Here is a 24,555-nt window from a genome sequence, read left to right on the forward strand (position 1 = left end):
TCGGCTTTTGGCCGATAAGGCCTCGGATTGCACGCGCCTGCCGAATTTACCGCCCTTTATCCATTGTGCCCTAGTTTTGCGCATCCGGGTCCGGGGGCGGGGCGCCTCCGGATCACGGCTGAATAGAAAATGGGGGTTGGAATGTCCGGGCGTATCGCGTCGCCGTCGAAGCGTACAATATTTCCGACCCTCCGGTTCCGCGCCAAGATCATCCTCGGCTTCGCCGCGGTGCTGGTGATCTCCGCCGGCAGCATGGCTTTCTCGTATTTCGGCTTCGAGCGGGTCTCGTCCGGGGTCGGGTCCTACCGCAGCAGCGTCACCGAGGCCGATCTCGCCCGCAACATCGACCGCGAGCTGCTCGCCTACCGCTCGGCAGTCCGTTATTTCGTCGTCACCGGCAAGGAGGACGATGCCAAGGCGGCGCTGGACGCCGAGACCGGCCTGAAGAGCGCCATCGATCAGGCGGTCAAGAGTGCCAAGAAGCCGGCGCGGCAGGAGGGCCTCAACAAGCTCGCCAAGGAGTTCTCCAACTTCTCCGCAACCTTCGCAAAGGTCCTCCAGGCCAAGCGCGATAGCGCGCTGCTGGTGCAGAACCAGCTGACGCGCCAAGCCAATCTCCTGAAATACAAGCTTGACGATATCGGCAACAATGCCTCCGATTCCGAGGCGCAGTCGATCGAGTTCGGCACCAAGCAGGTCAACGCCCAGTTCCAGACCGCGAGCGCAGCGGCGACCAATTTCGTGCTGACCTCCGACCAGGCGATCGCGACCAGCGCGCTGGCGCGGCTGAAATTCGTCGAGAATTCGCTCGGCGCGGTCTATTCCATGGACGACAAGATCGTCGCCGGCCTGAAGGACGCCAAGACCATCCTCGTGGCCTATCGCGAAGCGCTGGAGAAGCTGATCGCCAACGCCAAGATGGTGGATGAGCTCGTCACCGAGATGAGCGGTTCGGCCGGTGCGATCCTGCAAGGCGCCACCGCTATGAAGGCGGACCTCGTCGCCGAACAGCAGCGGCTGGATTCGGAGTCGGAGGCGACCATCGGGCGGACCGAGCAACTGGTGCTGATGCTGGCCGTCGGCGGCACGCTGCTCGGCGCGATCCTGGCCTTCCTGCTCGGCACCGGCATCTCGCGTCCGATGATCGCGATGTGCAAGGCGATGCGCGAGCTCGCGTCGGGCAATTTCGACGTCGTGCTGCCGGGCCTCGGCCGCAAGGACGAGATCGGCGAGATGGCCGGCGCGGTCGAGGAATTCAAGGTTCAGGCCGTCGCGAAAGCCGAGCGCGACGCCGCCGCCAGCGAAGCCCAGAACAAGGAACTGGCCACCGCACGCCGTTCCGAGCTGATTCGCTTCGCCGATGACTTTGAAAGCGCGGTCGGTGCCATCGTGTCGAATGTGTCGGCCTCCGCCGTGCAGCTCGAATCAGCGGCTTCCACGCTGACCCGAACCGCCGAAACCACGCAGACCCTGTCGAGCCAGGTTGCCGGCGTGTCCGAGCAGGCCTCGAGCAACATGCAGTCGGTCGCAACCGCGACCGAAGAGCTTTCGGCCTCAGTCGAGGAGATCGGCCGCCAGGTCCGCGATTCCAGCCGCATCGCGGAAGCTGCGGTGGTCCAGGCCAAGGAGACCGACGGCCGGATCGGCAAGCTGTCGCACGCCGCGCAGCAGATCGGCGAGGTGGTCAAACTGATCACCGCGATCGCCGAGCAGACCAACCTTCTAGCGCTCAACGCCACCATCGAGGCGGCGCGCGCGGGCGAGGCCGGCCGCGGCTTTGCCGTGGTCGCCAGCGAAGTGAAGTCGCTGGCCAGCCAGACCGCGAAGGCCACCGACGAGATTTCCTCGCACATCGCGGGCATGCAGGGTGCGACGGCCGAGTCGGTCGCCGCGATCAAGGAGATTGGCGCCACCATCGGCAAGATCTCGTCGATCTCGACCTCGATCGCGAGCGCCGTGGAAGAGCAGGGCGCCGCGACGCAGGAGATTGCCCGCAGCGTCCAGACCGTCGCGCAGGGCACCCAGACCGCCGCCACCGACATCGGCCAGGTCAACCGTGGCGCCGCCGAAACCGGCTCGGCCTCGGAGGAGGTCCTGCACTCCGCCAAGACGCTGTCATCTGAAAGTACCCGCCTCCGCGCCGAGCTCGATCGCTTCATGGGGAATATCCGGGCGGCGTAAGGGGCACTGTAGCGCCACCCCCCACTGTCGTCCCCGCCTAGACTAGTGCGCAATTGCGCACAGGGGGCGGGGACCGATAACCCCAGGAAGAAATTGCGGCGCGAGCCGTTAAGTCCGAGTCCTCGCCAAACCACTCCCTGTGGTTATGGGTCCTGGATCTGCGCTTCGCTTGTCCGGGACGACAGCGGAGCAAGGCCTGCCCGCGTCACCTAACCGCAAGTTGCGACGCCATAAATTTACCGTGGCTTATCCTTTGCACTCTACCGTGCTCACGAGTCAGGAAGCGGGCTGCTTCCGGGCTGCGCCTGGTTTTCCGCGAATGGAATGGGGTGGGGAATGCCCGTCAAGTCGAAGCCGAACACATCGAAGCTGCTCACCTTGCGCTTTCGCGCAAAAATCATCCTCGGCTTCGTGGCAGTGCTCGCCATCCTCGCCGTCAGCATGGCCTTCGCCTATTTCGGCTTCGAACGGATCCAGGCCGCCGTGGCATCCTACCGGGCCAGCGTGTCGGAAGCAGACCTCGCGCGGACCGTCGATCGCGACCTGATCGCCTATCAGGGACTGGCGCGGGCCTATACGCTGACGGGCGCGGCCGATGACGAGACCGCGGCCAAGGGGGCCGAAGAGAATCTGAAGGGCTCGATCGCCAAGTCGATGGCCGCCACCACCGGCGCCGCGCGCCGCGAGCAGGTCGGCAAGCTCGAGACCGAATTCCAGCGGTTTACGAAGGTGTTCGGTGAGATCATCACGCTGACGCGCGAGAATAACAAGATCGCCGCCGACGAGCTCAACAGCGTCGGCAACAAGATCCGCTTCAAGTTCGACGATCTCGCCGATACTGCCGCGCTGGCAGGCCTGAACTCGGTTCAGACCACGGCCAAGGACGTCACCTCGCAATATCTCGCGGTCTCGACCTCGGTCAGCGCCTTCGTCGCCAAGCCGGAGCCGAAGACCGCCGACGGCGTGATCGCCCGCATCAAATTCCTGGAGACGCTGCTGGTCTCGATCTATGCCAACGACCAGAAGATCACCGATCGCGTCACCGAGATCGGCAACCTGCTGAAGCAGTACCGCACCTCTTTCTCGAAGCTGACCGAGAACGTGAAGATCATCGTCAAGTTGAACGGCGAGATGACCAAGACGGCGGCGGGCATTCTCAAGCTCTCGGCCGAGCTGCGGTCCGATCTGACCTCGGATCAGCAGCGCATCGAAGCGAGCGCCAACTCCACCATCACCGAGACCGAACGGCTGATGCTGATGATGGCGCTCGGCGGCCTCGCCATTGGCGCCGTGCTGGCCCTGATGCTCGGTAACGGCATCTCGCGTCCGATGATCGCGATGTGCAAGGCGATGCGCGAGCTTGCGTCCGGCAATTTCGACGTCGTGTTGCCGGGCCTCGGCCGCAAGGACGAGATCGGCGAAATGGCCGGCGCGGTCGAGGAATTCAAGGTTCAGGCTGTCGCGAAAGCCGAGCGCGACGCCGCCGCCAGCGAAGCCCAGAACCGCGAGCAGGCCGCAAGCCGCCGCTCCGAGTTGATCCGCTTTGCCGACGATTTCGAGAGCGCGGTCGGCGCCATCGTCTCCAACGTCTCGGCCTCCGCGGTACAGCTCGAATCGGCGGCGTCCCCGCTGACCCGCACCGCCGAGACCACCCAGAGCCTGTCGAGCCAGGTCGCCGGTGTCTCCGAGCAGGCTTCGAGCAACATGCAGTCGGTCGCAACCGCCACCGAAGAGCTCTCGGCCTCAGTCGAGGAGATCGGCCGCCAGGTGCGCGACTCCAGCCGTATTGCGGAAGCTGCCGTGGTGCAGGCGAAGGAAACCGATAGCCGGATCGGCAAGCTGTCGCACGCCGCCCAGCAGATCGGCGAAGTGGTCAAGCTGATCACGGCGATCGCCGAGCAGACCAATCTTCTTGCGCTCAACGCCACCATCGAGGCGGCGCGCGCGGGCGAGGCCGGCCGCGGCTTCGCAGTGGTCGCCAGCGAAGTGAAGTCGCTGGCCAGTCAGACCGCGAAGGCGACCGACGAAATCTCCTCCCACATTACCGGGATGCAGGGCGCGACGGCCGAATCGGTCGCCGCGATCAAGGAAATCGGCGCGACCATCGGCCAGATATCGTCGATCTCGACGTCGATCGCGAGCGCCGTCGAGCAGCAGGGCGCCGCGACGCAGGAAATCGCGCGCAGCGTCCAGACCGTTGCGCAGGGTACCCAGACCGCCGCCACCGACATCGGCCAGGTCAATCGCGGCGCCGCCGAAACCGGTTCGGCCTCGGAAGAGGTGCTGAGCTCGGCCAAGACGCTGTCATCCGAAAGCACGCGCCTGCGCGCCGAGCTCGATCGCTTCATGGGGAATATCCGGGCCGCGTGAAGCTCGCCGCGCGTCAGGTGCCTGGCGCTTGAAGACCTCGCTATCGCCTCATACTCCGCTGTCATACGCGATAGAAAGCCATACCTGCAGACCAGGCCAACATAACAGTTGCCGGATCTGCGCTTCGCTTGTCCGGGCCGACAGCGGGGTAAAGAGCGCGAGTCTCACTCCCTCCCGAACGCCCGCCTCAACTCGACCTTCGCGCGCTCCAGCCGCGCGCGTTGTGTCTTGGGCAGGGTCTTGCCGGCGCGGTTGATGTAGAAGGTCAGCATGGAGAGCGCCGAGCGGTAGGCGCCGGTCTTGCGGCGCGAGCTGTGTTCGGCCGAGCGCTTCAGCGAGATCGCGATCTTCTTTGCGCTGGTCAGCTTGAACACGTCCTGCTCGAGGTCGAGTGCATCGCTCTCCTTCGTCACGCGCTGCGACCAGCGTTTTGGCGAGGCGCGCTTCGTGCTCTTGCGCGAGGTCGTGCTGCGCCTCGCACTGGTCTTCCGCGCTCCCGTCTTTCGAGAATGTGTCGTCTTTCTGACGTGAGCCATGCGTCAACTCCCTGCGGCTCCATCGGAAACGGACGACCCCAAGGGCTGTTCCTGCGGGAACCTGCCCTTGCCGCAGGCGTTGTCGCAGGTGGCAGGCGGAATGCCGCACCCCGATGATCGGATCGCCCCCGTTCACACCATGTGAGCCGGGGCCGCTTCCATTGGTTAGACCCAGCAACGCGATGGAATTGCAGCAAAGCCCAGCGCTGAATTACGGACCTGCTGTCTCTGCGGCGGCCGCGACCGACCGCATCGTCGAGACCAGCATTCCCGCGCGGCTCGACGCGCTGCCGTGGAGCGGCTTTCATACCCGCGTCGTGCTGGCGCTCGGAATCACCTGGATCCTCGACGGGCTCGAGGTGACGCTGGCGGGCGCGCTCTCCGGCGCGCTGAAGCAGAGCCCGACCCTGCAGTTCTCCAATCTCGATCTCGGTATCGCCAATTCCGCCTATCTTGCCGGTGCGGTGCTCGGCGCGCTCGGCTTCGGCTGGCTCACCGACCGTATCGGCCGCAAGAAGCTGTTCTTCATCACACTGGCGCTTTATCTCTCCGCAACCGCCGCGACCGCCTTGTCGTGGAATGTCGCGAGCTACGCGCTGTTTCGCTTCCTCACCGGCGCCGGCATCGGCGGCGAATACACTGCGATCAACTCGACGATCCAGGAACTGGTGCCGGCGCGCTATCGCGGCTGGACCGATCTCGTCATCAACGGCAGTTTCTGGATCGGCGCGGCGATGGGCGCGGTGGCGGCCATCGTGCTGCTCGATCCCGCATTGTTCGGTCCCGATCTCGGCTGGCGCCTCGCCTATCTCATCGGCGCGACCCTCGGCCTTGTCGTGCTGTTGATGCGGATGTGGATTCCGGAGAGCCCGCGCTGGCTGATGATCCACGGTCGGCCCGACCAGGCCCACGCCATCGTGGACGAGATCGAGCGCTCGGTGATCGGGCACGACCAGCATGCGAGCGACGGCCGCTTCACGAAAATCCGACTGAAGATGCGCGACCACACGCCGATCAGGGAGGTCGTGCATACGTTGTTCTCCGTCTATCGCCAGCGCTCCCTGGTCGGCCTCGTGCTGATGGTCGCGCAGGCGTTCTTCTACAACGCGATCTTCTTCACCTTCGCGCTGGTGCTGACCGACTTCTACGGCATCAGCGCCGATCATGTCGGCTGGTATCTCCTGCCGTTCGCCGCGGGCAACTTCCTTGGTCCGCTGCTGCTCGGCCGGCTGTTCGATACGCTCGGCCGCCGCGTCATGATCATGTTCACCTACGGCGTATCGGGCGTGCTGCTGGCGCTCTCGGGCTATCTGTTCTCGATCGGCGCGCTGAGCGCGCAGGGGCAGACCATTGCCTGGATGGTGATCTTCTTCTTTGCCTCGCCTGCCGCGAGCGCGGCTTACCTGACCGTCAGCGAGACGTTCCCTCTGGAAGTGCGCGCGCTGGCGATTGCGGTGTTCTACGCGGTCGGCACCGGCATCGGCGGCGTGATCGGGCCCGCGCTGTTCGGCGCGCTGATCGACACGGGATCACGCACCAGCGTGTTCGCGGGCTATTTGCTGGGGGCCTTCCTGATGATCGCGGCTGCGGTCGTGGCGTGGCGCTACGCCGTCGCCGCGGAACGAAAATCGCTCGAAGAAATCGCGCGGCCGCTCGCCTTTATGGAGTAGACTATGAAATCAGAACTCGCGGAATTGGATCAGAAGCGCGCCATGGTTGAAGATGAAGCGCCCGACGCGGTGCCTGTGCCGCATGCGCTCGTCCCGCATCTCGGCGAAACAGCTATCCTGCTCGACATCGACGGCACGCTGCTCGACCTGATGCCGACGCCGCGCGAGGTCTGGGTGCCGCCGGGTCTGTCGGAAACGCTGAACCGGTTGACCGAGCGCACGTCGGGCGCGCTGGCGATGGTCAGCGGCCGTTCGCTCAATGATATCGACCTGATCTTCGCGCCCGATGTGTTTCGCGCGGTCGCCGGTCACGGCGCGGAAATGCGCCTGTCGGTGGACAATGAAGCCGACGACGTGCACGCACCGCCGATGGACAAGGAGCTGAAGCGGCGCCTGGCTGCGATCGCAAAACTGAGCCCCGGCATTCTGCTCGAGGACAAGGGCTATTCGCTGGCACTGCATTATCGTCTCGCGCCACATGCGGAGAAGGCGATCTACGAATCCGTCTCGCTGATCCGCGCCGATCTGCCCAATGCGCCGATCGAGGTGCTGCCCGGGAAGTTCGTTTGCGAGATCAAGCATTCCGGCTTCACCAAGGCGACCGGCGTGCGTGAATTGATGAAGCACGAGCCCTTCAAAGGGCGCCGTCCGATCTTCATCGGCGACGACGTTACCGATGAGACCGTGTTCGCGATCATGCCCGACATGAACGGCCTTTCCTTCTCCGTTGGCCGCCGCGCCATCGGCGTCAACGGCCATTTCGACGAGCCGAAGGATGTCCGAGCGTTCCTCGCGCGTCTGCTCGACGATACAAGGTTGGAATAAGGCATCGTCACCTCGGGGCCACATTGTCGCGCGCGTCGTTCCCCGCGCGCGCAATTCATGCTGGGCAACACAGCCACGAAAATTGACTTTGTTGAGTGAAACCGCCGGGTTCCCTGGAGAAAAACCAGTTCCAACGCACACGCCTGATTTTGGTTTCAATTCGTACAAATGATGATCAGGAACCATATTGATGAACGGCAGTTAAACGGGGTGGAATGAACAGGAGGGGACGACCTGTGAACTTAGTCGTCGTTTCAAATCGAGTTGCGCGCGGCAAACCCAACGAACCCATGACGGGTGGCTTGGCTGCGGCTTTGCTTCCCGTGGTGGAACATTCGGGTGCTATCTGGGTGGGTTCGTCAGGCCGCGTGCGTGACGGCCATCAGAAGGAGCCGTTCGCCGAGATCGAAGCGCTGGGCTCAGGCGCGATTGCGACGCTGGATCTGCCGGCGGCGCACTACGGCGGCTACTACGAAGGTTTTGCCAATTCGGCGCTGTGGCCGGCGCTGCATTCGCGCAGCGATTTGATCCGCGTCTCGCGAGACGACTATGTCAGCTATCGCGAGGTCAACGCCTTCATGGCGCGCGCCTTGATGCGCTTCCGGAAACCGAAAACGGCCTTCTGGGTGCAGGATTATCATTTCCTCGCGCTCGGCGCGGAGCTGCGCGATCTCGGTGTCGATGATCCGATCGGCTTCTTCCTGCACACGCCGTGGCCGGTCGTCGCAGTGATGCAGGGCGTGCCCAATCATCGCGAGCTGATCACGGCGATGCTGGCCTACGATCTGCTCGGCTTTCAGACCAATGAGGATTGCCAGAATTTTCTCGGCTATGTCGCGGGCGAGCTCGGCCTCACCGTGGAAGACGGCGTTGCGATTTCGCAGCATGGCCGTACGCGTTGCGAGGTCTTTCCGATCGGCATCGATGCGGAGAAATTCGCGGCTTACGCCGCGAAGTCGGCCTCGCATCCCGACGTGTCGCGGCTGCGCCACAGTCTCAACGGCGAGCGGCTCGCGATCGGCGTCGACCGGCTCGACTATTCCAAGGGTCTCGTCAATCGCATCAGCGCGTTCGACCGGCTCTGGACCGAGCATCCGCAGTTCGCGCGCAGCATCTCGCTGCTCCAGATCGCCAACCCCTCGCGCGGCGCGATCGAGGCCTATGGCAATCTCCAGAACGAGGTCGCGCGTCTCGTCACCGACGTCAACGGCCGCCACGGCGAGGTCGACTGGACGCCTATCCGCTACCTCAACAAGGGCTTCAGCCAGGCCGTGCTCGCGGGTCTCTACCGCACCGCGCAGATCGGCGTGGTGACGCCGCTGCATGACGGCATGAACCTCGTCGCCAAGGAATATGTCGCCGCGCAGAACCCGGCCGATCCCGGCGTGCTGGTGCTGTCGAAGTTCGCCGGCGCCGCCAACGAGCTCGAAACGGCGCTGCTGGTCAATCCGCACGACATCGACGGCATGGCGCGCGCGATCGCGGTCGCAGCCGCGATGCCGCTCGCCGAGCGCAAGATGCGCTGGGACGCGATGATGAAGAAGCTGCGCGGCCACACCATCCAGCAATGGTCCGCCGACTTCGTCGCCGAGCTGGAGAAGTGCCGGATCGAAAAGGCCGTCGTCACGCCGCTCGAGACCCAGCCGCCGCAGGCCCTGCGCTGGCTGAAGTCGGCGATATCAGGTGTAAGACTGATCTAGGATCTTGCGTCATGGCCGGGCTTGTCCCGGCCATCCACGTCTGCTCATGCAGCTTCAAGAACGTGGATGCCCGGGACAAGCCCAGGCATGACGGCGTACTGCAAGGGGTGCGACCCGCGCCCTCAATAACAATACGACACCCCGTCCAGAATCGCGCATTGCCGCTTGTTCGGCGCGTTGGGATCGTCCAGCGGCACCATGCCCTTGCCCTGGCCGACGAACACGCCGGGGCCGACATGCACCGAGCTCTTGTTGCCGATGATGACGCTCGGATGCGGCGAGGCGCTCGAGCGCGTCCCGTCCGGCCAGATGATGGCATCGCCCGAAAGCACCCCGCGCCGCCCGTCGTCGCAACTCACGTCGACGCCCTGCCGGGTGCAGACCTGCGCGGCGGCCGGCACGGCGAAGGCGGAGCCAAGGGCCGAAATCAGGCTAAGGGCGGCGATGGTCTTTGGGATGGTCATGGCGTCCCCGGTCGTGTTTGGCGGTCTTGAGTGAATCGTCGCGCCAAACCCGCTTCCGGTTCAGCCATCGGGCGGTTCCGAAGCGCCAGCGGACGCCAGATATTGTCCTTCAAATACAATATCTTACGGAAAATTCACCCGATTTCCCCGCGATCCCTTGCAAAATCATCGGCTCCCCTTCAAGAGAGGGCGCTCCGGAGAGATGGCCGAGTGGCTTAAGGCGCACGCTTGGAAAGCGTGTGTGCGGGAAACCGTACCGTGGGTTCGAATCCCACTCTCTCCGCCATTGGCCTCATCCCGCCAACTTCCATTTGCCATCCCCGACCCGCTTCAGCGCGGGGTCGCTCACCCGCACATGCTCGGCGAGAAAATCGATGAACGCGCGCACGCGCGCGGGCAGGGGCGCGGTGTGGCCGACATAGACGGCGTGGATGTCTTCGCGGTCACCGGGATTGTAGCTTTGCAGCACGGGGACGAGACGGCCGGCTTCGATGTCGGGGCCGATGTGGAAGAGGGCGAGGCGGGCGAGGCCGACGCCGCCGAGGGCGAGGCGGCGGGCGATTTCGCCGTCGCTGGCGCGGGCGGCTGGTGGCGGCATGGCTTCCTCGGTGTGGTCGCCGCGCCGGAATGGCCAGCCGCCGCGGATGCGCGGAAAGGTCCAGCCGATGCCGCGGTGCTCAGTGAGATCCGCCGGCGTCTTTGGCGTGCCGAAGCGCGCCAGATAGTTTGGGGTGCCGACGACGACCATGCGGCTGGTGCCGAGCTTTCGCGCGACCAGGCGTGAAGCTTTCAGGGGCCCGACGCGGATGGCAATATCGGCCCGTTCCTGCATCAGGTCGATCAGCGTGTCGGTTAGCACGAGATCGAGTGTGACCTCGGGATGCCGTTCCAGGAAGCGGGGAATCAGCGGTAGGACGTGCAGCATGCCGAAGGGAATGTTGCAGTTGACCGTGAGGCGGCCGCGCGGCGCCGCCCCTGAAGCCGCCTCACGCTCGGCCTCTTCCATCTCTCCAAGGATGCGCACGGCGCGCTGGTAGAAGGCCTGGCCCTCCTCCGTCAGCGTCAGCTTGCGCGTGGTGCGGTTGATCAGCCGCGAGCCGAGGCGCGTCTCCAGCCGCGAGATCAGCTTGCTGACGCCTGACGGCGTCAGGCGCAGTTTTCGCGCTGCCTGGGTGAATCCGCCGAGATCGACGACGCGGACGAAAACCTCCATCTCGGCGGAGCGGTTGGTGTCGAAACGGGCCATGTTGAATTCATGTCACAAATGATTGGATTGCGGACATCCTAATGGTTTTGTTGCGCTGCGGCTATCTGCGTGGCTCGTCCCTCGCATTGGAGCCACGCATGCCTCCCGCCGTCCTCGCCCTCACCGCCGGTGCCTTCGGCATCGGCACCACCGAGTTCATCATCATGGGCCTGCTGCTCCAGGTCGCCACGGACATGCACGTCTCCGTGCCGGTCGCGGGGCTACTGATCTCCGGCTATGCGCTCGGCGTCTTCGTCGGCGCGCCTGTCCTGACGCTGGCGACGCGGCGGATGCCGCGGAAAACCGTTCTTCTCGCCCTGATGGCGATCTTCACGCTCGGCAATGCCGCTTGCGCGCTGGCGCCGAACTACGAATTGCTGATGGCGGCGCGGGTGCTGACCTCGCTCGCCCACGGCACCTTCTTCGGCGTCGGCTCGGTGGTAGCCACCAGCCTCGTCGCGGAGGACAAGCGCGCGTCGGCGATTGCGACCATGTTCATCGGCCTGACGGTCGCGACGCTCCTGGGCGTGCCCTTCGGCGCCTGGTTCGGCCTGATGCTCGGCTGGCGCGCGGCGTTCTGGGCGGTGACGGTGATCGGCGTGATCGCCTTTGCGGTGGTGGCGGCGCTTGTGCCCGGCCATGTCGGCAATGGCGACAAGCCGATCTCGCTCTCCGAGGAGATCGCGGTGCTCGGCCGTCCGCAGGTGCTGCTCGGCCTCGCCATGACCGTGTTCGGTTTTGCCGGCCTGTTCGTCGTCTTCACCTATATCCAGCCGATCCTGACGCGCTTCACCGGTTTCTCGGAAGCCGCGGTGTCGCCGATCCTGCTGGTGTTCGGCGCGGGTCTCGCGATCGGCAACGTCGCCGGCGGCAAGCTCGCCGATCGCGGCCTTGCGCGTGCCCTGATCGGCACGCTCGCCGCGCTCGCCATCGTGCTGCTTGGCCTTGCTGCCGTGCTGTCGGTCAAGACCGCAGCCATCGCGCTGATCCTGCTGCTCGGCATCGCGGCCTTTGCGACCGTCGCGCCGCTCCAGCTTCGCGTACTGGAAGCCGCCGGCCCCAGCGGCCGCACGCTCGCGTCCAGCCTCAACATCGCCGCCTTCAATCTCGGCAACGCGCTCGGCGCCTGGGCGGGCGGCGTCACCATCGACCGCGGGCTCGGTCTCTCCGCGCTGCCGCTGATCGCGGCCGGCATCACGGCCGTCGGTCTCGTGCTCGCGCTATGGAGCCTTCAGCTCGATCGAGCGCAGGCCGCAGTCACGGCGTGCCCGGCGGAATAGGAGAATGATCATGGAATATCGCAATCTCGGCGCCTCCGGCCTCAGGGTACCCGTCCTCAGCTTCGGCACCGGCACGTTTGGCGGCCACGGCCCGCTGTTCTCGGCCTGGGGCCGCAGCGGCGCTGACGAAGCGCGCAGACTGGTCGACATCTGCCTCGATGCCGGCGTCGATCTGTTCGACAGCGCCGACGTCTATTCGAACGGCGCATCCGAGGAAATCCTCGGCGCCGCAATCAAGGGACGCCGCGACAAGGTGTTGATTCCACCAAGATGAGCCTGCCGATGGGGGACGGTCCGCTCGATGCCGGCTCTTCGCGGTATCGTCTGGTCGCCTCGGTCGAAGCTGCGCTGCGGCGGCTCGGCACCGATTACCTCGATCTGCTCCAGCTTCACGCCTTCGATGCGTTCACGCCGATCGAGGAGGTGTTGTCCACCCTCGATGCGCTCGTACGCGCCGGCAAGCTGCGCTATGTCGGTGTCTCCAATTTCGCCGGCTGGCAGCTGATGAAGTCGCTCTCCATCGCCGACCGGCACGGCTGGCCGCGCCATGTCGCGCATCAGGTTTATTATTCGCTGCTCGGCCGCGACTACGAATGGGAGCTGATGCCGCTCGCACGCGACCAGGGCGTCGGCGCGCTGGTCTGGAGCCCGCTCGGCTGGGGCCGGCTCACGGGCAAGATTCGGCGCGGCGAGCCGCTCCCTGCGAGCAGCCGTCTGCACGCCACCGCGCAGTTCGGCCCGCCCGTGGACGACGAGCGGCTTTATGCAATCGTCGACGTGCTTGATACGATCGCCGCGGAGACCGGCCGCACCGTGCCGCAAATCGCGATTGCCTGGCTGCTGTCGCGCCCCACCGTCTCCTCGGTGATCGTCGGCGCCCGCGACGAAGCGCAGTTGCGCGACAATCTCGGCGCGGTTGGCTGGTCGCTGAGCGCTGCGCAGATCGCGCGTCTCGACGAGGTCAGCGCCGTGATGCCGCCTTATCCCTACTACCCCTATCGCATCCAGGAGGGCTTTGCGCGCCTCAATCCGCCGTTGGTGTGATGGACAACTAATAAAAGGCGGCAATTGCGGCGCCGATGCCCTGGGGAAGGTTAGGTTCGCTCTTCAGCGTGTCCAGAAACGCGGGATCGCCTGATACCGTGAGGCCATCCAGCTTGATCGGGTGCAGCGGCTCGGCCGCTGCCGCGACCGCCGCCAAATCCGGACCGGTCCTGACGCCGTTATATTCCAGCCGCGGGCGTAATTGGACGTTGTTGCCGAACTGCTCGTCGAGCGCGAGACGCCATCCGGTCCGCGACACCGTTCCGCGGGCGATCGCGTCACTCATGGCGAGGCTGTGCGGTTGCAGCGTGCCGAGATTGCCGAGCGCGGCGCGGAGGCGGCTCGTCGCCTCCGCCAGCGTGATCTTCTCGATCCCGGGATCCTGGTCGGGCGAGGTGAAGTCGATCACCCGTGCGCTGCTGCCGATCTTGAGCGCTTCGCCGATTCCGCCCGCCTTCTGCATGACCGTCTTCGTCCCATAACGGGCTCGTCCGCCGATGGTGACCAGAACGATGTCCTGCTCGCGCGACTTGATCAGATGAGCGTAGGGATCGCCGGTGACCCCCTTCACGACCAGAAGGTCGGCGAATTTGCCATTGGCGATCGTTCCCAGCTTCGCATCCCATTTGAGGATCGCGGCCGGATTGCGCGTCGCCATCGAGACGATGTCGTAGTCGCTGAAGCCGAGATTGAAATGCGCGGACACGACTTTGGCCGCCTTCAGCTCGCCGAGCAGGTTCTTGCTGCCGGACGGCGACCAGTCCGAGCCGAGCGCAATGGTGAGGCCGGCCGTGCGCGCGGCAACGACATCGGTCGTCTTTCCGTAGAGCAGCAGATTGCTCAGGGGAGACCAGACCACCTTGGCATGGTTTTCGGCCATCGTTCCGAAGTCGGTCGCATCGAGTGCCGTGCAATGAATGCCGGCCAGCGACGGCTCGATCGCCCAATCCCCCTCGGAATTTCGCAAGGCGAGGAAGTGGCTATGCGCCTTGGTGTCGATGCCTTCGCTGAGATGCAGCAGGAAGCACGATGACGATTTCAGCTCGTGGTCGAACTTCGCCCAGTCTTCGGCATCGATGTCGGGAATCTTCGAGTGTGCCCGCGGCAGATCGGGCGGGCTGCCGATCTCTGCGGCGCGCAGCGCGCCCTTGTAATATTTGTGGATCGTGCCGCTCCAGTTCGACAGCGTGATCCCCTGGCTAGTGGTGGTGCCCGCGACCATGCACTTGGCTTCGACGTAGCGAACCAGGGCGGGCAGCAGCGAGCCGTCGTCGGCCAGCGCGATCGCGCTCATGGGGCCGGTCACCGACGTCTTGTACGATTTGGCATTCTGCCATTGGTCGCGATTGCCGTAGGGCTGCGGCACGCGCCAGAGCGGCAGGATGTTGTAGCTCAGGTGATTATGCAGCTCGATCAGGCCAGGATAGATGGTGCCGCCGGTCGCCACTGCAACGACGGCCTCGAAGCCTGCCGGGGCCGGCTGTCCCTTGGGTACGATCGCGGCGATGCGATTGTCCTCGATGAAGATCGTCCCGCTCTTGATGACGTCGCCCTCAGCGGTCATCGTCACGATCCGCCCGCTCAGTGCCCATCGCTTCGGGTTGGCAGCCGGGCTCATGGGATCACTCCGTCGGGGATGGTGATCGTGATCGTGCGCCGCTTGGTGGCCGCGTCGGCGCCCTGGCGCACGGCCCATGGCGTGTCTCCGCGCATCCAGGCCGGCAGGCCCGCCGGGAGATCCTTCGCGATGATGTCGAAGAGCTCGCTCGGTTTGAAGGCGTCGCCATATGGCACAAGCGTCGTCGGCACGTCGGGATGCTGGACCCCAGGTGCGAGAGCCGCGAGCGCGGCATTCCACTTGGTCAGCATGATCTTGGTGTTCGCGGCCCGCGTCGCGTTATCGTGGGCCGAGCTTTCCGGCCAGGTCGGGTGGGTGATGTGCTGATAGGCGAGGGTCTTGTAGGCCGCGCCGTCGGACGTCTTGAGCCAGGCCTTCCACGCCTCGTCGGCGAGGCCGCCGAGCGAGACAACGGCCTCGATATTGCCGGGCGCGAGCACGGCCTTGAACCATTTGTTGCGATAGTCGACGATGCCGGGCTCGTTCTTGTGCTTGTTGCCGCCGCTCTGCCCGTAGACGCTGTACAGGAAGGTGTTCACCATCACGTAGCTCCGAGTGATGCCGAGCTTGGCGAGAAAGCCCTGAGTGCGGCGCCCCGCGGTGCCGACCAGGATCCGGCGGACGATCGTCTCGTGCTGGGCGGGATCCTGACCGACGATGAGCACACGCGCCGATCCGTCGAGCCGGCCGCGGTGAAAGATCGGCCCCCATTCAATCCGGAAATCGTTGGGATCGTAGGTTTCAGCGGCCGGATAGTCAGCACACAGATCGCGAAATGGTTGCTGGTCGTATCCGCTGTCGAATTTCACGAGCATGGCAAATGCTCCGATGTGTCGCTGTCAGAATAGCTACGTCAAAAACCTGATCGCCATCGCACAATCTTGGCGGTGGTTTGTTCCACCATTCAACCAGTATATGGGTCAGGAGAGCGGGGCCAAAGGTTCATCCGCGTCTCTCGCGCCGGCCCGTGGCAGAGGGTCGCGGCGACGCGCCATGCAGAAACGAGCCTGTACACGCTCGCGTGATCTCCTTAACTTCCGCTGCGCAATTTTTTGGAGATGCGGCGTGGCGAAGAAGACGGCGACCAAGAAGAAAAGTGTTGCACGGAAAGTAACGAAGACCTCGGTCAAGACGAGCACCGCCCGCAAGGTAGCCGTTGCGAAGGCAGCCAAGAAGACGGTCAAGAAGCCGGCACCGCGTAAGTCGGCCACGGCACGCCGTCCGAAAGGTCCGGTCTGGCAATGGTCCGCGGTCGACACCGCAGCCGCGATCCGCAACGGCGCGATCTCCGCGGTCGAGACCGTCGAGGCGCATCTCGAACGGATGCGCGCCGTCAATCCGCGGCTGAACGCGGTTGTCGTCGATCTCAGCGAGGAAGCGCTGAAGGCTGCGCATGCGGCCGACAAGCAGCGCGCTAAGGGCCGCGAACTCGGCCTGCTGCACGGCGTGCCCATCACGATCAAGGAGAACGTCGACTACGAAGGCCGGCCGAATTTCAACGGCGTGCCCGCCAACAAGGATTTTGTCGCGCCGTCGGACTCGCCCGTGGTGCGCAATCTCAAAAAAGCCGGTGCGATCGTCATCGGCCTCACCAACACGCCGGAATTCTCCTTCCGCGGCTTCACCGACAATCCGCTGCACGGGCTGACGCTGAATCCCTGGGACCCGAACATCACCTGCGGCGGTTCCTCGGGCGGAGCGGGCTCGGCGGTCGCCGCCGGCATCGGCACCATCGCCCATGGCAACGACATCGGCGGCTCGCTGCGCTGGCCGGCCCATTGCAATGGCGTCGCCACCATCAAGCCGACGCAGGGCCGCATCCCCGCCTTCAACGGCAGCGCAACCGCGGAGCGGCCGATGCTGGCGCATCTGATGTCGGCGCAGGGCCCGCTCGCCCGTCACGTCGGCGACGTCCGCCTCGCGCTCGATGTGATGAGCCAACGCGATCCGCGCGATCCCTGGTGGGTACCGGCGCCGCTGGCCGGGCCGAAGCCGAAGGGACCGATCAAGGTCGCACTGGCCAGGATCCCGGAGGATATGGACGTCGATCCGTCCGTCCGTGCGGCGCTGCGTCAGGCCGCCGATCACCTCGAGCGTTCCGGCTATCGCGTGACCGAGGTCGATGTCCCCGACATCGACGGCGTCTGGCAGACCTGGTGCGACATCATCACCAACGAGACCGTGGTGATGCAGGAGGCCGGCATGCTGAAGGTGACGTCCGAGGACTTCCACAAGGCCTGGGGCGGCATGAAGACCAAGGCCAATGTGCTCGATCTCAAGGCCTGGATGCAGGCGACGGCCGCACGCAACGGCCATATCCGCGCCTGGCAATTGTTCTTCGAGGAGTATCCGGTCGTGCTGGCGCCGACCACGGTGAAGCCGACGCCGGGACCGCGCGACGACACCGTCAGCGCCGAGCGCGTGAAAGAAATCTTCTGGGGCGAGATCCGCTTCATCTCTGCCATCAACGTGCTGGGCCTGCCCGGCGCGGTGGTGCCGGTGACCCTGGATGACGGCAAGCCGATCGGCGTGCAGCTGATCGCCGGCCGCTATCGCGAGGACCTGGCGCTCGATGCGGCGGCCGCGATCGAGAAGCGTGCCGGTGTGCTCGCTCACCGGCTCTGGGAGACGATGGAGTAGGGTGTACTCTCACCCTCTCCCCTTGTGGGCGAAGGTGGCATAGGCGGCCTTCGGCCGTCGTCCTTAGAACGCCGATGCTTTGCATCGGCTATGGCAAAGCGGCGAGACGGGTGAGGGTCTCTCCCCACAGGCGAGCATTTATCCGTATGGATAGATACCCCTCATCCGGCGCCATAGCCGAAGCTTCGCTTCGGCGTTCTTAAGAACGGCGGCCGAAGGCCGCCTATGCCACCTTCTCCCGCAAGGGGAGAAGGGAAAGCACCGTCATTGCCGCGCTGACTCGCAGCAATTCATTAATCCAATTCGATTCAAGTTTTAGCCAATTCACCAACAACCGTTAGGGTTACTTCCTCGATCTCTAGGCGAATTATTGTCCGCTTTACCACCCGCCTCTAACAGAGGAACGGCGGACAACGCACATGCCTCATACAGGCCAATAAGTGCGGCCCGCTCCACGCGGAGGTGGCACGATGCGCAACGAGACGATCGCTATTCACGCCGGCTACGAGCCCGAAGCCACCACGCATGCGGTTGCGGTGCCTATCTACCAGACCGCGGCCTATGCCTTCGACAGCGCCGATCACGGCGCCGCGCTATTCAATCTCGAGGCCGAAGGTTTTCGCTACAGCCGCATCGCCAATCCGACCAGCGCGGTGCTGGAGAAGCGTATCGCGCAGCTTGAAGGCGGCGTCGGCGCGCTCGCGGTTGCGACCGGCCAGGCTGCGCTGCATTTCACCTTCGTCAACGTCGCCGATCACGGCGGCAACATCGTTTCCGTGCCGCAGCTCTACGGCACCACGCACACGCTGCTCTCGCACATCCTACCGCGGCAGGGCATCACCGGCCGTTTCGCCGAGAGCGACAAGCCGGATGTGATCGCAAAACTGATCGACGAGAACACGCGCGCCGTGTTCGCCGAAACCATCGGCAATCCCGCCGGCAACGTCTGCGACATCGAGGCTCTCGCCAAGATCGCGCATGCGCATGGCGTACCGCTGATCGTCGACAACACCGTCGCGACCCCGATCCTGCTCAAGCCGTTCGACTACGGCGCCGACATCGCCGTGCATTCGCTGACCAAGTTCCTGGGCGGCCACGGCACCACGCTCGGCGGCGCCATCGTCGATTCCGGAAACTTCCCCTGGGCCAGGCACGCCGACCGCTTCCCGGCCTACAACAAGCCCGACGTCTCCTATCACGGTCTCGTCTATGCCGAGCGCTTCGGCCGGACCGCCTATATCGAGCGCGCCCGCAGCGTCTATCAGCGCACCATGGGTTCGGTGCTGTCGCCGTTCAACGCCTTCCTGCTGCTCCAGGGCATTGAGACCGTCGCGCTGCGCATGGAGCGCCACGTCGAGAACGCGCGCAAGGTCGCCGAATTCCTGCGCAAGGACTCGCGCGTTGCCTGGGTCAACTACACCGGCTTTCCGGACAGCCCCTATTATCCGCTCGTTCAGAAATACCTCGACGGTAATGCTTCCTCGCTGTTCACCTTCGGCATCAAGGGCGGCATGGAGGCTGGCAAGACCTTCTACGATGCGCTGAAGCTGATCACGCGTCTGGTCAATATCGGCGATGCCAAGTCGCTGGCGTGCCATCCGGCCTCGACCACCCACCGGCAGATGTCGGCGGAGCAGCAGCGCGTCGCCGGCGTGCTGCCGGAGACGATCCGCCTCTCGATCGGCATCGAGCATTCCGCAGATATCATCGAGGACATCGACCAGGCGCTCGAGAAGGCCTGCCCGTCGGCACGCCTCCAGGCCGCGGAGTAGGCGACGGCGCCGATGACGATCTTGATCGACAGGGATCAAGGTATATCGAGCCCGGCGCTGGTACCGGCCGAGGGCGATCTCGCGCGCGACCACGGTTTCGCCGATCTCACGATCGGTCTGATGAACAACATGCCGGATCCGGCGCTGAAGGCGACCGAGCGGCAGTTCATGCGGCTGCTCCAGGCGGCCGCAGGTCCGCGCCGCATCCGCTTCCATTGTTTCTCGCTGCCCTCGGTGAAGCGGTCGCCCGAGGCGAAGTGGCATGTCGAGAGCGAATATTCGGAACTCAGCGAGCTCAGGCACCACAAGTTCGACGGGCTGATCGTGACCGGCGCCGAGCCGGTCGCGCCCGAGCTCGACCAGGAGCCGTATTGGCGCGACCTCACCGACCTGATCGACTGGGCCAAGGTCAACACGCGCTCGACGATCTGGTCGTGCCTCGCCGCGCATGCGGCGGTGCTGCATCTCGACAGCATCGCGCGGCGGCGGCTCCCGGCCAAATGTCACGGCATTTTCGACTGCGAAGCTGCGACGAAGGATCCGCTGACGCGCGCTGCGCCGGCGCCCCTCAAGGTCTCGCATTCCCGCCTGAACGAGATCGCCGAGAGCGACCTCACGCAGGCCGGCTATCAGGTGCTGACGCGTTCGGCAAAGGCCGGCGTTGATATCTTCGTCAGGCAATATGCCAGCCGCTTCGTGTTCTTCCAGGGCCACCCGGAATACGATGCGCTGTCGCTCCAGCGCGAATATCTGCGCGATATCGGCCGCTATCTCGCGCGCGAGCGCGAGACTTATCCGCACCTGCCCGTGAGTTATTTTGACGCAGCGACTGAAGAGAAGCTCGCCCGCTTCGAAAAGAAGGCGACCCACCAGCGCCACCCGGCGCTCACCAACGAACTGCCTGCGCTGAATCTGCGCGCCGATATCGCCGCCGGCAGCGCCGCGGCGGCGCTTTTCCGCAACTGGCTGCAATATCTCGGTGCGGAAGCCGATATTTCGGTCCTGGCACGCTAGACGAAGGGCGTTGGTTCCGCATTAGGATTACCCGGGCGTTAGGCTTGCCTCTACCAGCGCACGAATGTTTCAGTAGAGAATAGGGAATCGCGGGAAACGCAGTCGTGTGGTCGGCATTCCAGGGACGCGTGAGCAATCGGCTGGCCCGGCATTTCCGTGCCGCGCCGCACCGGCTGCCTGCGCTTGCGCCGATGGTGAGCTTCACGTTTGACGACGCGCCCGATAGCGCCGCAGGCGAGGGCGCCGCGCTTCTGGAGACGCATGGCGGCCGCGGCACGTTCTACCTTGCCGGCAGCCTGATCGATCGCCCGTCGGATCATTGGCACGGCCTGTCGAATGACGCGATCGTGCGGCTTCACCAGGCCGGTCACGAGATTGCCTGCCATACCTTTTCGCACCAGAGCTCGGCCGATCTCGACGAGGCCGCCATGGCGCGCGAGATCGAGCGTAACCGCAGCCATTTCCACGGTATCGATTCCTCGATCGTGCTGGAGAACTTCGCCTACCCCTATGGAATCGCCTCGGTCTGGCGCAAGCCGCAACTTGCAAAGGCCTTTCGCTCGGCGCGCGGCATCCTTCCCGGCGTCAATCGCGACGTCATCGACCTGCAGTTCCTGCGAGCCTCGCCTCTGGTCGATCGCGAGATCGATATTGCGGGCGTCGATCGCTATTTCGACGAGGCGGTGGCAAGCGGCGGATGGCTGATCTTCTACGGCCACGACGTCGCCGACGCGCCAAGCCCCTATGGCTGCACGCCGCACCTGATGCGCCACGCGCTGGAGGCGGCCGGGAAGCGCGACATGCCGATCGTGACGGTGGCGGAAGCGCTGCGACGGATCGGGGCGTAGCTTTCTTCTTCCTTCTCCCCTTGCGGGAGAAGGTGGCGCGGAGCGCCGGATGAGGGGTATGTCTCCGCAGAACAAGCTTTACCGAATCCGCGGATAGATAGCCCTCACCCGTCTCGCCGCTGCGCGGCGATCCACCCTCTCCCGCAAGGGGAGAGGGAAAGGGGCCCACCTGCCATCCAAACGGTCTTGCCATGCCCGCGCGGTCATGCGACTGGCCTTGTGACGAATCCTACGGCCTTGCACCGACGCGCCCATGTCCGCTCCCTCCACCGCCCCGCTGCCTGCGCCGGCCAACGGCCGCGACGCGCTGTCGGTGCTGCATTCGGTGTTCGGCTTGCCAGGGTTCCGCGGTGCACAGGGCGAGATCATCCGGCACGTCACGGATGGCGGCAATTGCCTGGTCTTGATGCCGACCGGCGGCGGCAAGTCGCTCTGCTATCAACTGCCGTCACTGCTGCGCGAAGGCTGCGGCATCGTGGTCTCGCCGTTGATCGCGCTGATGCGCGACCAGGTCGCCGGCCTGCTCGAAGCCGGGGTCAACGCCGCGGCGCTGAACTCGTCGCTGACACTGCAGGAAGCTTCCGACATCGAGCGCCGCCTGATCGCGGGCGATCTCGACCTGCTCTATGTCGCGCCGGAACGCCTGGTGACGCCGCGCTGCCTGTCGCTGCTGGCGCAGGCGAAGGTCGCGCTGTTCGCGATCGACGAGGCGCATTGCGTCTCGCAATGGGGCCATGACTTCCGTCCCGAATATGTCGGCCTCTCCATCATCGCCGAGCGCTTCCCCAACGTTCCGCGCATCGCGCTGACCGCGACCGCCGACGAGCTGACCCGCAAGGAGATCGTCGAGCGCCTCCGGCTCGCCGACAGCCCGCAATTCGTCTCCAGCTTCGACCGCCCGAATATCCGCTACGAGATCGTCGACAAGCGCAACGCGGTGTCGCAGCTGAAAGAATTCATCCGGGAGCGGCATGCCGGCGACGCCGGCGTGGTCTATTGCCTGTCGCGCAATCGCGTCGAGGAGGTTGCCGCCGCGCTCGACGACGCCGGCATTGCGGCGCTGCCCTATCACGCCGGGCTCGACAGCAGCATACGCTCGCGCAACCAGGACCGGTTCCTCAACGAGGACGGCATCGTCATCGTCGCGACCATCGCCTTCGGCATGGGCATCGACAAGCCCGACGTGCGCTTCGTCGCCCATCTCGATCTGCCGAAGAGCATCGAGGCCTATTATCAGGAGACGGGGCGCGCGGGGCGCGACGGCAAGCCGTCGGCGGCCTGGATGGCCTATGGTCTCTCCGACATCGTGCAGCAGCGCCGCATGATCGACGAGTCCAGCGGTTCTGACGATTTCAAGCGGGTGTCGATCGGCAAGCTCGACGCACTGGTCGGCCTCGCGGAGACCGCGCAGTGCCGGCGCAAGCGGCTGCTCGCCTATTTCGGCGAGGCGGAGACAGCGAACAATTGCGGCAATTGCGACAATTGCCTGACGCCTCCCAAGATGCGCGACGGCAAGGTGCTGGCGCAGAAGCTGCTGTCCTGCGCCTATCGCACCGGGCAGCGTTTCGGTGCGATGCAGCTGATCGACGTCCTGATTGGCCGCCTCACCGAAAAGGTGACGCAGTTCGGCCACGACAAATTGTCCGTGTTCGGCATCGGGCGCGAGCTGAACGAGAAGCAGTGGCGCACGGTGCTGCGGCAGCTGGTGGCGATGGGGCATTTGTACAGCGACAGCGAGGCGTTCGGTGCGCTGAAGCTGACGGAGAGCGCGCGCGGCGTGCTACGTGGCGAGACCGAGGTGTGGCTGCGCGAGGAAGCGCCGGGCACGCGTGTTCGCGCGAGCCGGACGAAATCCCGCCGTGGTGACCTCGCGCCTGCGGCCAACGCGCCGCAGGGCGATGTCGATCCCGAATTGCGTGCGCGGCTGAGGTCCTGGCGTTCGGACATCGCGCGCGAACGGGGCGTACCGGCCTATGTCGTGCTGCACGATGCCACCATCGACGGCATCGTCCGGGCCTGGCCGACGACGCTGGACGAGCTCCGCAACGTGCCCGGCATCGGCGACAAGAAGCTTGAGCATTACGGCGACGAGCTGCTCCAGATCGTCAGGACGCGGTAGGGCTTCTCGTCATCCCGGACAAGCGGAGCGCAGATCCGGGATCCATACCGCGTGATTTATCTTGGGGCACGCGGGGAGACGTTCTTCGCCAAACATCTCCCTGGGGTTATGGGCCCCGGGTCTGCGCTTACGCTTGCCCGGGACGACCGCGAGTGGAGGCGCGAGGTACGGCGCTGCTTCAGCCGTTCCGGAATGCGTAGCCGTAGCCGTTGAGCGCCGGCGCGCCGCCGAGATGGGCGTAGAGAATCTTCGCGCCCTTCTCGAAATGGCCCTTCTGGGTCAGGTCGATCAGGCCTTGCATCGATTTGCCCTCATAGACAGGATCGGTGATCATCGCCTCTAACCGTGCGGTGAGGCGGATCGCTTCCTTGGTCTCTTCCGAGGGCACGCCATAGGCGGGATAGGCGTAGTCCTCGATCAGCACGACGTCGTCTTCGACGATATCCTTGCCGAGCTCGACGAGCTTGGCGGTGTTCTGCGCAATCGAGAGCACCTGCGCTTTCGTTTGCGCCGGCGTGAACGAGGCGTCGATGCCGATCACCTTTCGCGCGCGGCCGTCGGCGGCGAAGCCGACCAGCATGCCGGCATGGGTCGAGCCGGTGACGGTGCAGACCACGATGTAGTCGAACTTGAAGCCGAGCTCGGCTTCCTGCTTGCGCACTTCTTCGGCGAAGCCGACATAGCCGAGGCCGCCGAATTTGTGCACGGAGGCACCGGCGGGAATCGCGTAAGGCTTGCCGCCCGCCGCCTTCACCTCCTCGATCGCCTGCTCCCAGCTCTTGCGGATGCCGATGTCGAAGCCGTCGTCGACCAGGCGCACGTCGGCGCCCATGATGCGCGACAGCATGATGTTGCCGACGCGATCGTAGACGGCGTCCTCGTGCGGGACCCAGGCTTCCTGCACCAGGCGGCACTTCATGCCGATCTTGGCGGCGACCGCGGCGATCATGCGGGTGTGGTTGGACTGCACGCCACCGATTGAGACCAGCGTGTCCGCGTTCGAGGCGATCGCGTCGGGGATGATGTATTCGAGCTTGCGCAGCTTGTTGCCGCCATAGGCGAGGCCGGAATTGCAGTCCTCGCGTTTGGCATAGATCTCGACATTGCCGCCGAGATGCTTCGACAGCCGTTCCAGCTTCTCGATGGGCGTCGGGCCGAAGGTCAGCGGATAGCGCGCGAATTTGTCCAGCATCATTTGGGCATCCCGATTGGCGTTGAATTGGCTCAA

General features: G+C 64.9%; 17 protein-coding genes, 1 tRNA gene and 1 pseudogene. 13 read left to right on the plus strand and 6 right to left on the minus strand.

Translation table 11 applies throughout. From position 1 onward, the window contains the following. Positions 1-141 precede the first annotated feature (141 nt). Both ACKWRH_RS02740 and ACKWRH_RS02745 read left to right on the plus strand, forming a co-directional pair. Complete coding sequence (locus tag ACKWRH_RS02740; RefSeq protein WP_445219221.1) at positions 142-2,181, plus strand: methyl-accepting chemotaxis protein; 2,040 nt, start codon at positions 142-144, stop codon at positions 2,179-2,181. A 336-nt stretch (positions 2,182-2,517) separates the two neighbouring features. Then, positions 2,518-4,551 (plus strand): methyl-accepting chemotaxis protein, encoded by a 2,034-nt coding sequence (locus ACKWRH_RS02745; protein ID WP_445219222.1) that lies wholly within the window; start codon positions 2,518-2,520, stop codon positions 4,549-4,551. Positions 4,552-4,715: 164 nt separating this feature from the next. On the opposite strand, the gene ACKWRH_RS02750 is transcribed toward ACKWRH_RS02745, so the two are convergent. Beyond that, a complete protein-coding gene (locus ACKWRH_RS02750; protein WP_445219223.1) occupies positions 4,716-5,087 on the minus strand; it encodes a DUF3175 domain-containing protein in 372 nt (123 codons plus the stop codon). A gap of 182 nt (positions 5,088-5,269) precedes the next feature. Here ACKWRH_RS02750 and ACKWRH_RS02755 point away from each other — a divergent pair, with 182 nt between their 5' ends. From ACKWRH_RS02755 to ACKWRH_RS02765, 3 genes are all read left to right on the plus strand, one after another. After that, positions 5,270-6,757 (plus strand): MFS transporter, encoded by a 1,488-nt coding sequence (locus tag ACKWRH_RS02755; protein ID WP_445222611.1) that lies wholly within the window; start codon positions 5,270-5,272, stop codon positions 6,755-6,757. A 3-nt stretch (positions 6,758-6,760) separates the two neighbouring features. Beyond that, positions 6,761-7,582 (plus strand): trehalose-phosphatase, encoded by an 822-nt coding sequence (gene otsB / locus ACKWRH_RS02760; protein ID WP_445219224.1) that lies wholly within the window; start codon positions 6,761-6,763, stop codon positions 7,580-7,582. 236 nt (positions 7,583-7,818) lie between these two features. Continuing rightward, positions 7,819-9,282, plus strand: coding sequence for a trehalose-6-phosphate synthase (locus ACKWRH_RS02765; protein WP_445219225.1), 1,464 nt, complete (start codon positions 7,819-7,821; stop codon positions 9,280-9,282). 122 nt (positions 9,283-9,404) lie between these two features. Here the strand turns inward: ACKWRH_RS02765 and ACKWRH_RS02770 are convergent, their stop codons facing one another. After that, complete coding sequence (locus ACKWRH_RS02770) at positions 9,405-9,746, minus strand: hypothetical protein (RefSeq protein ID WP_445219226.1); 342 nt, start codon at positions 9,744-9,746, stop codon at positions 9,405-9,407. A gap of 196 nt (positions 9,747-9,942) precedes the next feature. Between ACKWRH_RS02770 and ACKWRH_RS02775 the strand changes: the two genes are divergently transcribed. Next, positions 9,943-10,032 (plus strand) — tRNA-Ser (locus ACKWRH_RS02775). A gap of 6 nt (positions 10,033-10,038) precedes the next feature. Here the strand turns inward: ACKWRH_RS02775 and ACKWRH_RS02780 are convergent. After that, positions 10,039-10,992 (minus strand): LysR family transcriptional regulator, encoded by a 954-nt coding sequence (locus ACKWRH_RS02780; protein WP_445219227.1) that lies wholly within the window; start codon positions 10,990-10,992, stop codon positions 10,039-10,041. 98 nt (positions 10,993-11,090) lie between these two features. Between ACKWRH_RS02780 and ACKWRH_RS02785 the strand changes: the two genes are divergently transcribed. After that, on the plus strand, positions 11,091-12,272 hold the full coding sequence (locus tag ACKWRH_RS02785; protein ID WP_445219228.1) for an MFS transporter: 1,182 nt from the start codon (positions 11,091-11,093) through the stop codon (positions 12,270-12,272). Between the two features lie 10 nt (positions 12,273-12,282). Then, positions 12,283-13,316: pseudogene (locus ACKWRH_RS02790) on the plus strand (aldo/keto reductase). Between the two features lie 7 nt (positions 13,317-13,323). Here the strand turns inward: ACKWRH_RS02790 and ACKWRH_RS02795 are convergent. Together ACKWRH_RS02795 and ACKWRH_RS02800 are read right to left on the minus strand one after the other, a co-directional pair. After that, a complete protein-coding gene (locus ACKWRH_RS02795) occupies positions 13,324-14,934 on the minus strand; it encodes an amidohydrolase family protein (RefSeq protein ID WP_445219229.1) in 1,611 nt (536 codons plus the stop codon). Continuing rightward, positions 14,931-15,749, minus strand: coding sequence for a uracil-DNA glycosylase (locus ACKWRH_RS02800; RefSeq protein WP_445219230.1), 819 nt, complete (start codon positions 15,747-15,749; stop codon positions 14,931-14,933). The genes ACKWRH_RS02795 and ACKWRH_RS02800 overlap by 4 nt, the downstream gene beginning before the upstream one ends. 250 nt (positions 15,750-15,999) lie before the next feature. Between ACKWRH_RS02800 and ACKWRH_RS02805 the strand changes: the two genes are divergently transcribed. From ACKWRH_RS02805 to recQ, 5 genes are all read left to right on the plus strand, one after another. Beyond that, complete coding sequence (locus tag ACKWRH_RS02805; protein WP_445219231.1) at positions 16,000-17,574, plus strand: amidase family protein; 1,575 nt, start codon at positions 16,000-16,002, stop codon at positions 17,572-17,574. Between the two features lie 470 nt (positions 17,575-18,044). After that, entirely contained in the window at positions 18,045-19,346 is a 1,302-nt protein-coding gene (locus ACKWRH_RS02810) for an O-acetylhomoserine aminocarboxypropyltransferase/cysteine synthase family protein (protein WP_445219232.1), read from the plus strand. A 12-nt stretch (positions 19,347-19,358) separates the two neighbouring features. Beyond that, on the plus strand, positions 19,359-20,360 hold the full coding sequence (gene metA / locus ACKWRH_RS02815; protein ID WP_445219233.1) for a homoserine O-succinyltransferase MetA: 1,002 nt from the start codon (positions 19,359-19,361) through the stop codon (positions 20,358-20,360). Positions 20,361-20,464: 104 nt separating this feature from the next. Next, a complete protein-coding gene (locus ACKWRH_RS02820) occupies positions 20,465-21,208 on the plus strand; it encodes a polysaccharide deacetylase family protein (RefSeq protein WP_445219234.1) in 744 nt (247 codons plus the stop codon). Positions 21,209-21,461: 253 nt separating this feature from the next. Beyond that, complete coding sequence (gene recQ, locus ACKWRH_RS02825) at positions 21,462-23,327, plus strand: DNA helicase RecQ (RefSeq protein WP_445219235.1); 1,866 nt, start codon at positions 21,462-21,464, stop codon at positions 23,325-23,327. Positions 23,328-23,505: 178 nt separating this feature from the next. Here the strand turns inward: recQ and ACKWRH_RS02830 are convergent, their stop codons facing one another. Continuing rightward, positions 23,506-24,519, minus strand: coding sequence for a 1-aminocyclopropane-1-carboxylate deaminase (locus ACKWRH_RS02830; protein ID WP_028153143.1), 1,014 nt, complete (start codon positions 24,517-24,519; stop codon positions 23,506-23,508). Positions 24,520-24,555 lie beyond the last annotated feature (36 nt).

The organism is Bradyrhizobium sp. Pa8, assembly GCF_052588265.1.

Coding starts and splice junctions, on each gene's coding strand:
- ACKWRH_RS02780 (WP_445219227.1), bottom strand. CDS start 10,992: ATGGCCCGTTTCGACACCAACCGCTCCGCCGAGATGGAGGTTTTCGTC.
- ACKWRH_RS02750 (WP_445219223.1), bottom strand. CDS start 5,087: ATGGCTCACGTCAGAAAGACGACACATTCTCGAAAGACGGGAGCGCGG.
- ACKWRH_RS02745 (WP_445219222.1), top strand. CDS start 2,518: ATGCCCGTCAAGTCGAAGCCGAACACATCGAAGCTGCTCACCTTGCGC.
- recQ (WP_445219235.1), top strand. CDS start 21,462: ATGTCCGCTCCCTCCACCGCCCCGCTGCCTGCGCCGGCCAACGGCCGC.
- ACKWRH_RS02810 (WP_445219232.1), top strand. CDS start 18,045: ATGCGCAACGAGACGATCGCTATTCACGCCGGCTACGAGCCCGAAGCC.
- ACKWRH_RS02785 (WP_445219228.1), top strand. CDS start 11,091: ATGCCTCCCGCCGTCCTCGCCCTCACCGCCGGTGCCTTCGGCATCGGC.
- ACKWRH_RS02830 (WP_028153143.1), bottom strand. CDS start 24,519: ATGCTGGACAAATTCGCGCGCTATCCGCTGACCTTCGGCCCGACGCCC.
- ACKWRH_RS02800 (WP_445219230.1), bottom strand. CDS start 15,749: ATGCTCGTGAAATTCGACAGCGGATACGACCAGCAACCATTTCGCGAT.
- ACKWRH_RS02740 (WP_445219221.1), top strand. CDS start 142: ATGTCCGGGCGTATCGCGTCGCCGTCGAAGCGTACAATATTTCCGACC.
- ACKWRH_RS02755 (WP_445222611.1), top strand. CDS start 5,270: ATGGAATTGCAGCAAAGCCCAGCGCTGAATTACGGACCTGCTGTCTCT.
- ACKWRH_RS02770 (WP_445219226.1), bottom strand. CDS start 9,746: ATGACCATCCCAAAGACCATCGCCGCCCTTAGCCTGATTTCGGCCCTT.
- metA (WP_445219233.1), top strand. CDS start 19,359: ATGACGATCTTGATCGACAGGGATCAAGGTATATCGAGCCCGGCGCTG.
- otsB (WP_445219224.1), top strand. CDS start 6,761: ATGAAATCAGAACTCGCGGAATTGGATCAGAAGCGCGCCATGGTTGAA.
- ACKWRH_RS02795 (WP_445219229.1), bottom strand. CDS start 14,934: ATGAGCCCGGCTGCCAACCCGAAGCGATGGGCACTGAGCGGGCGGATC.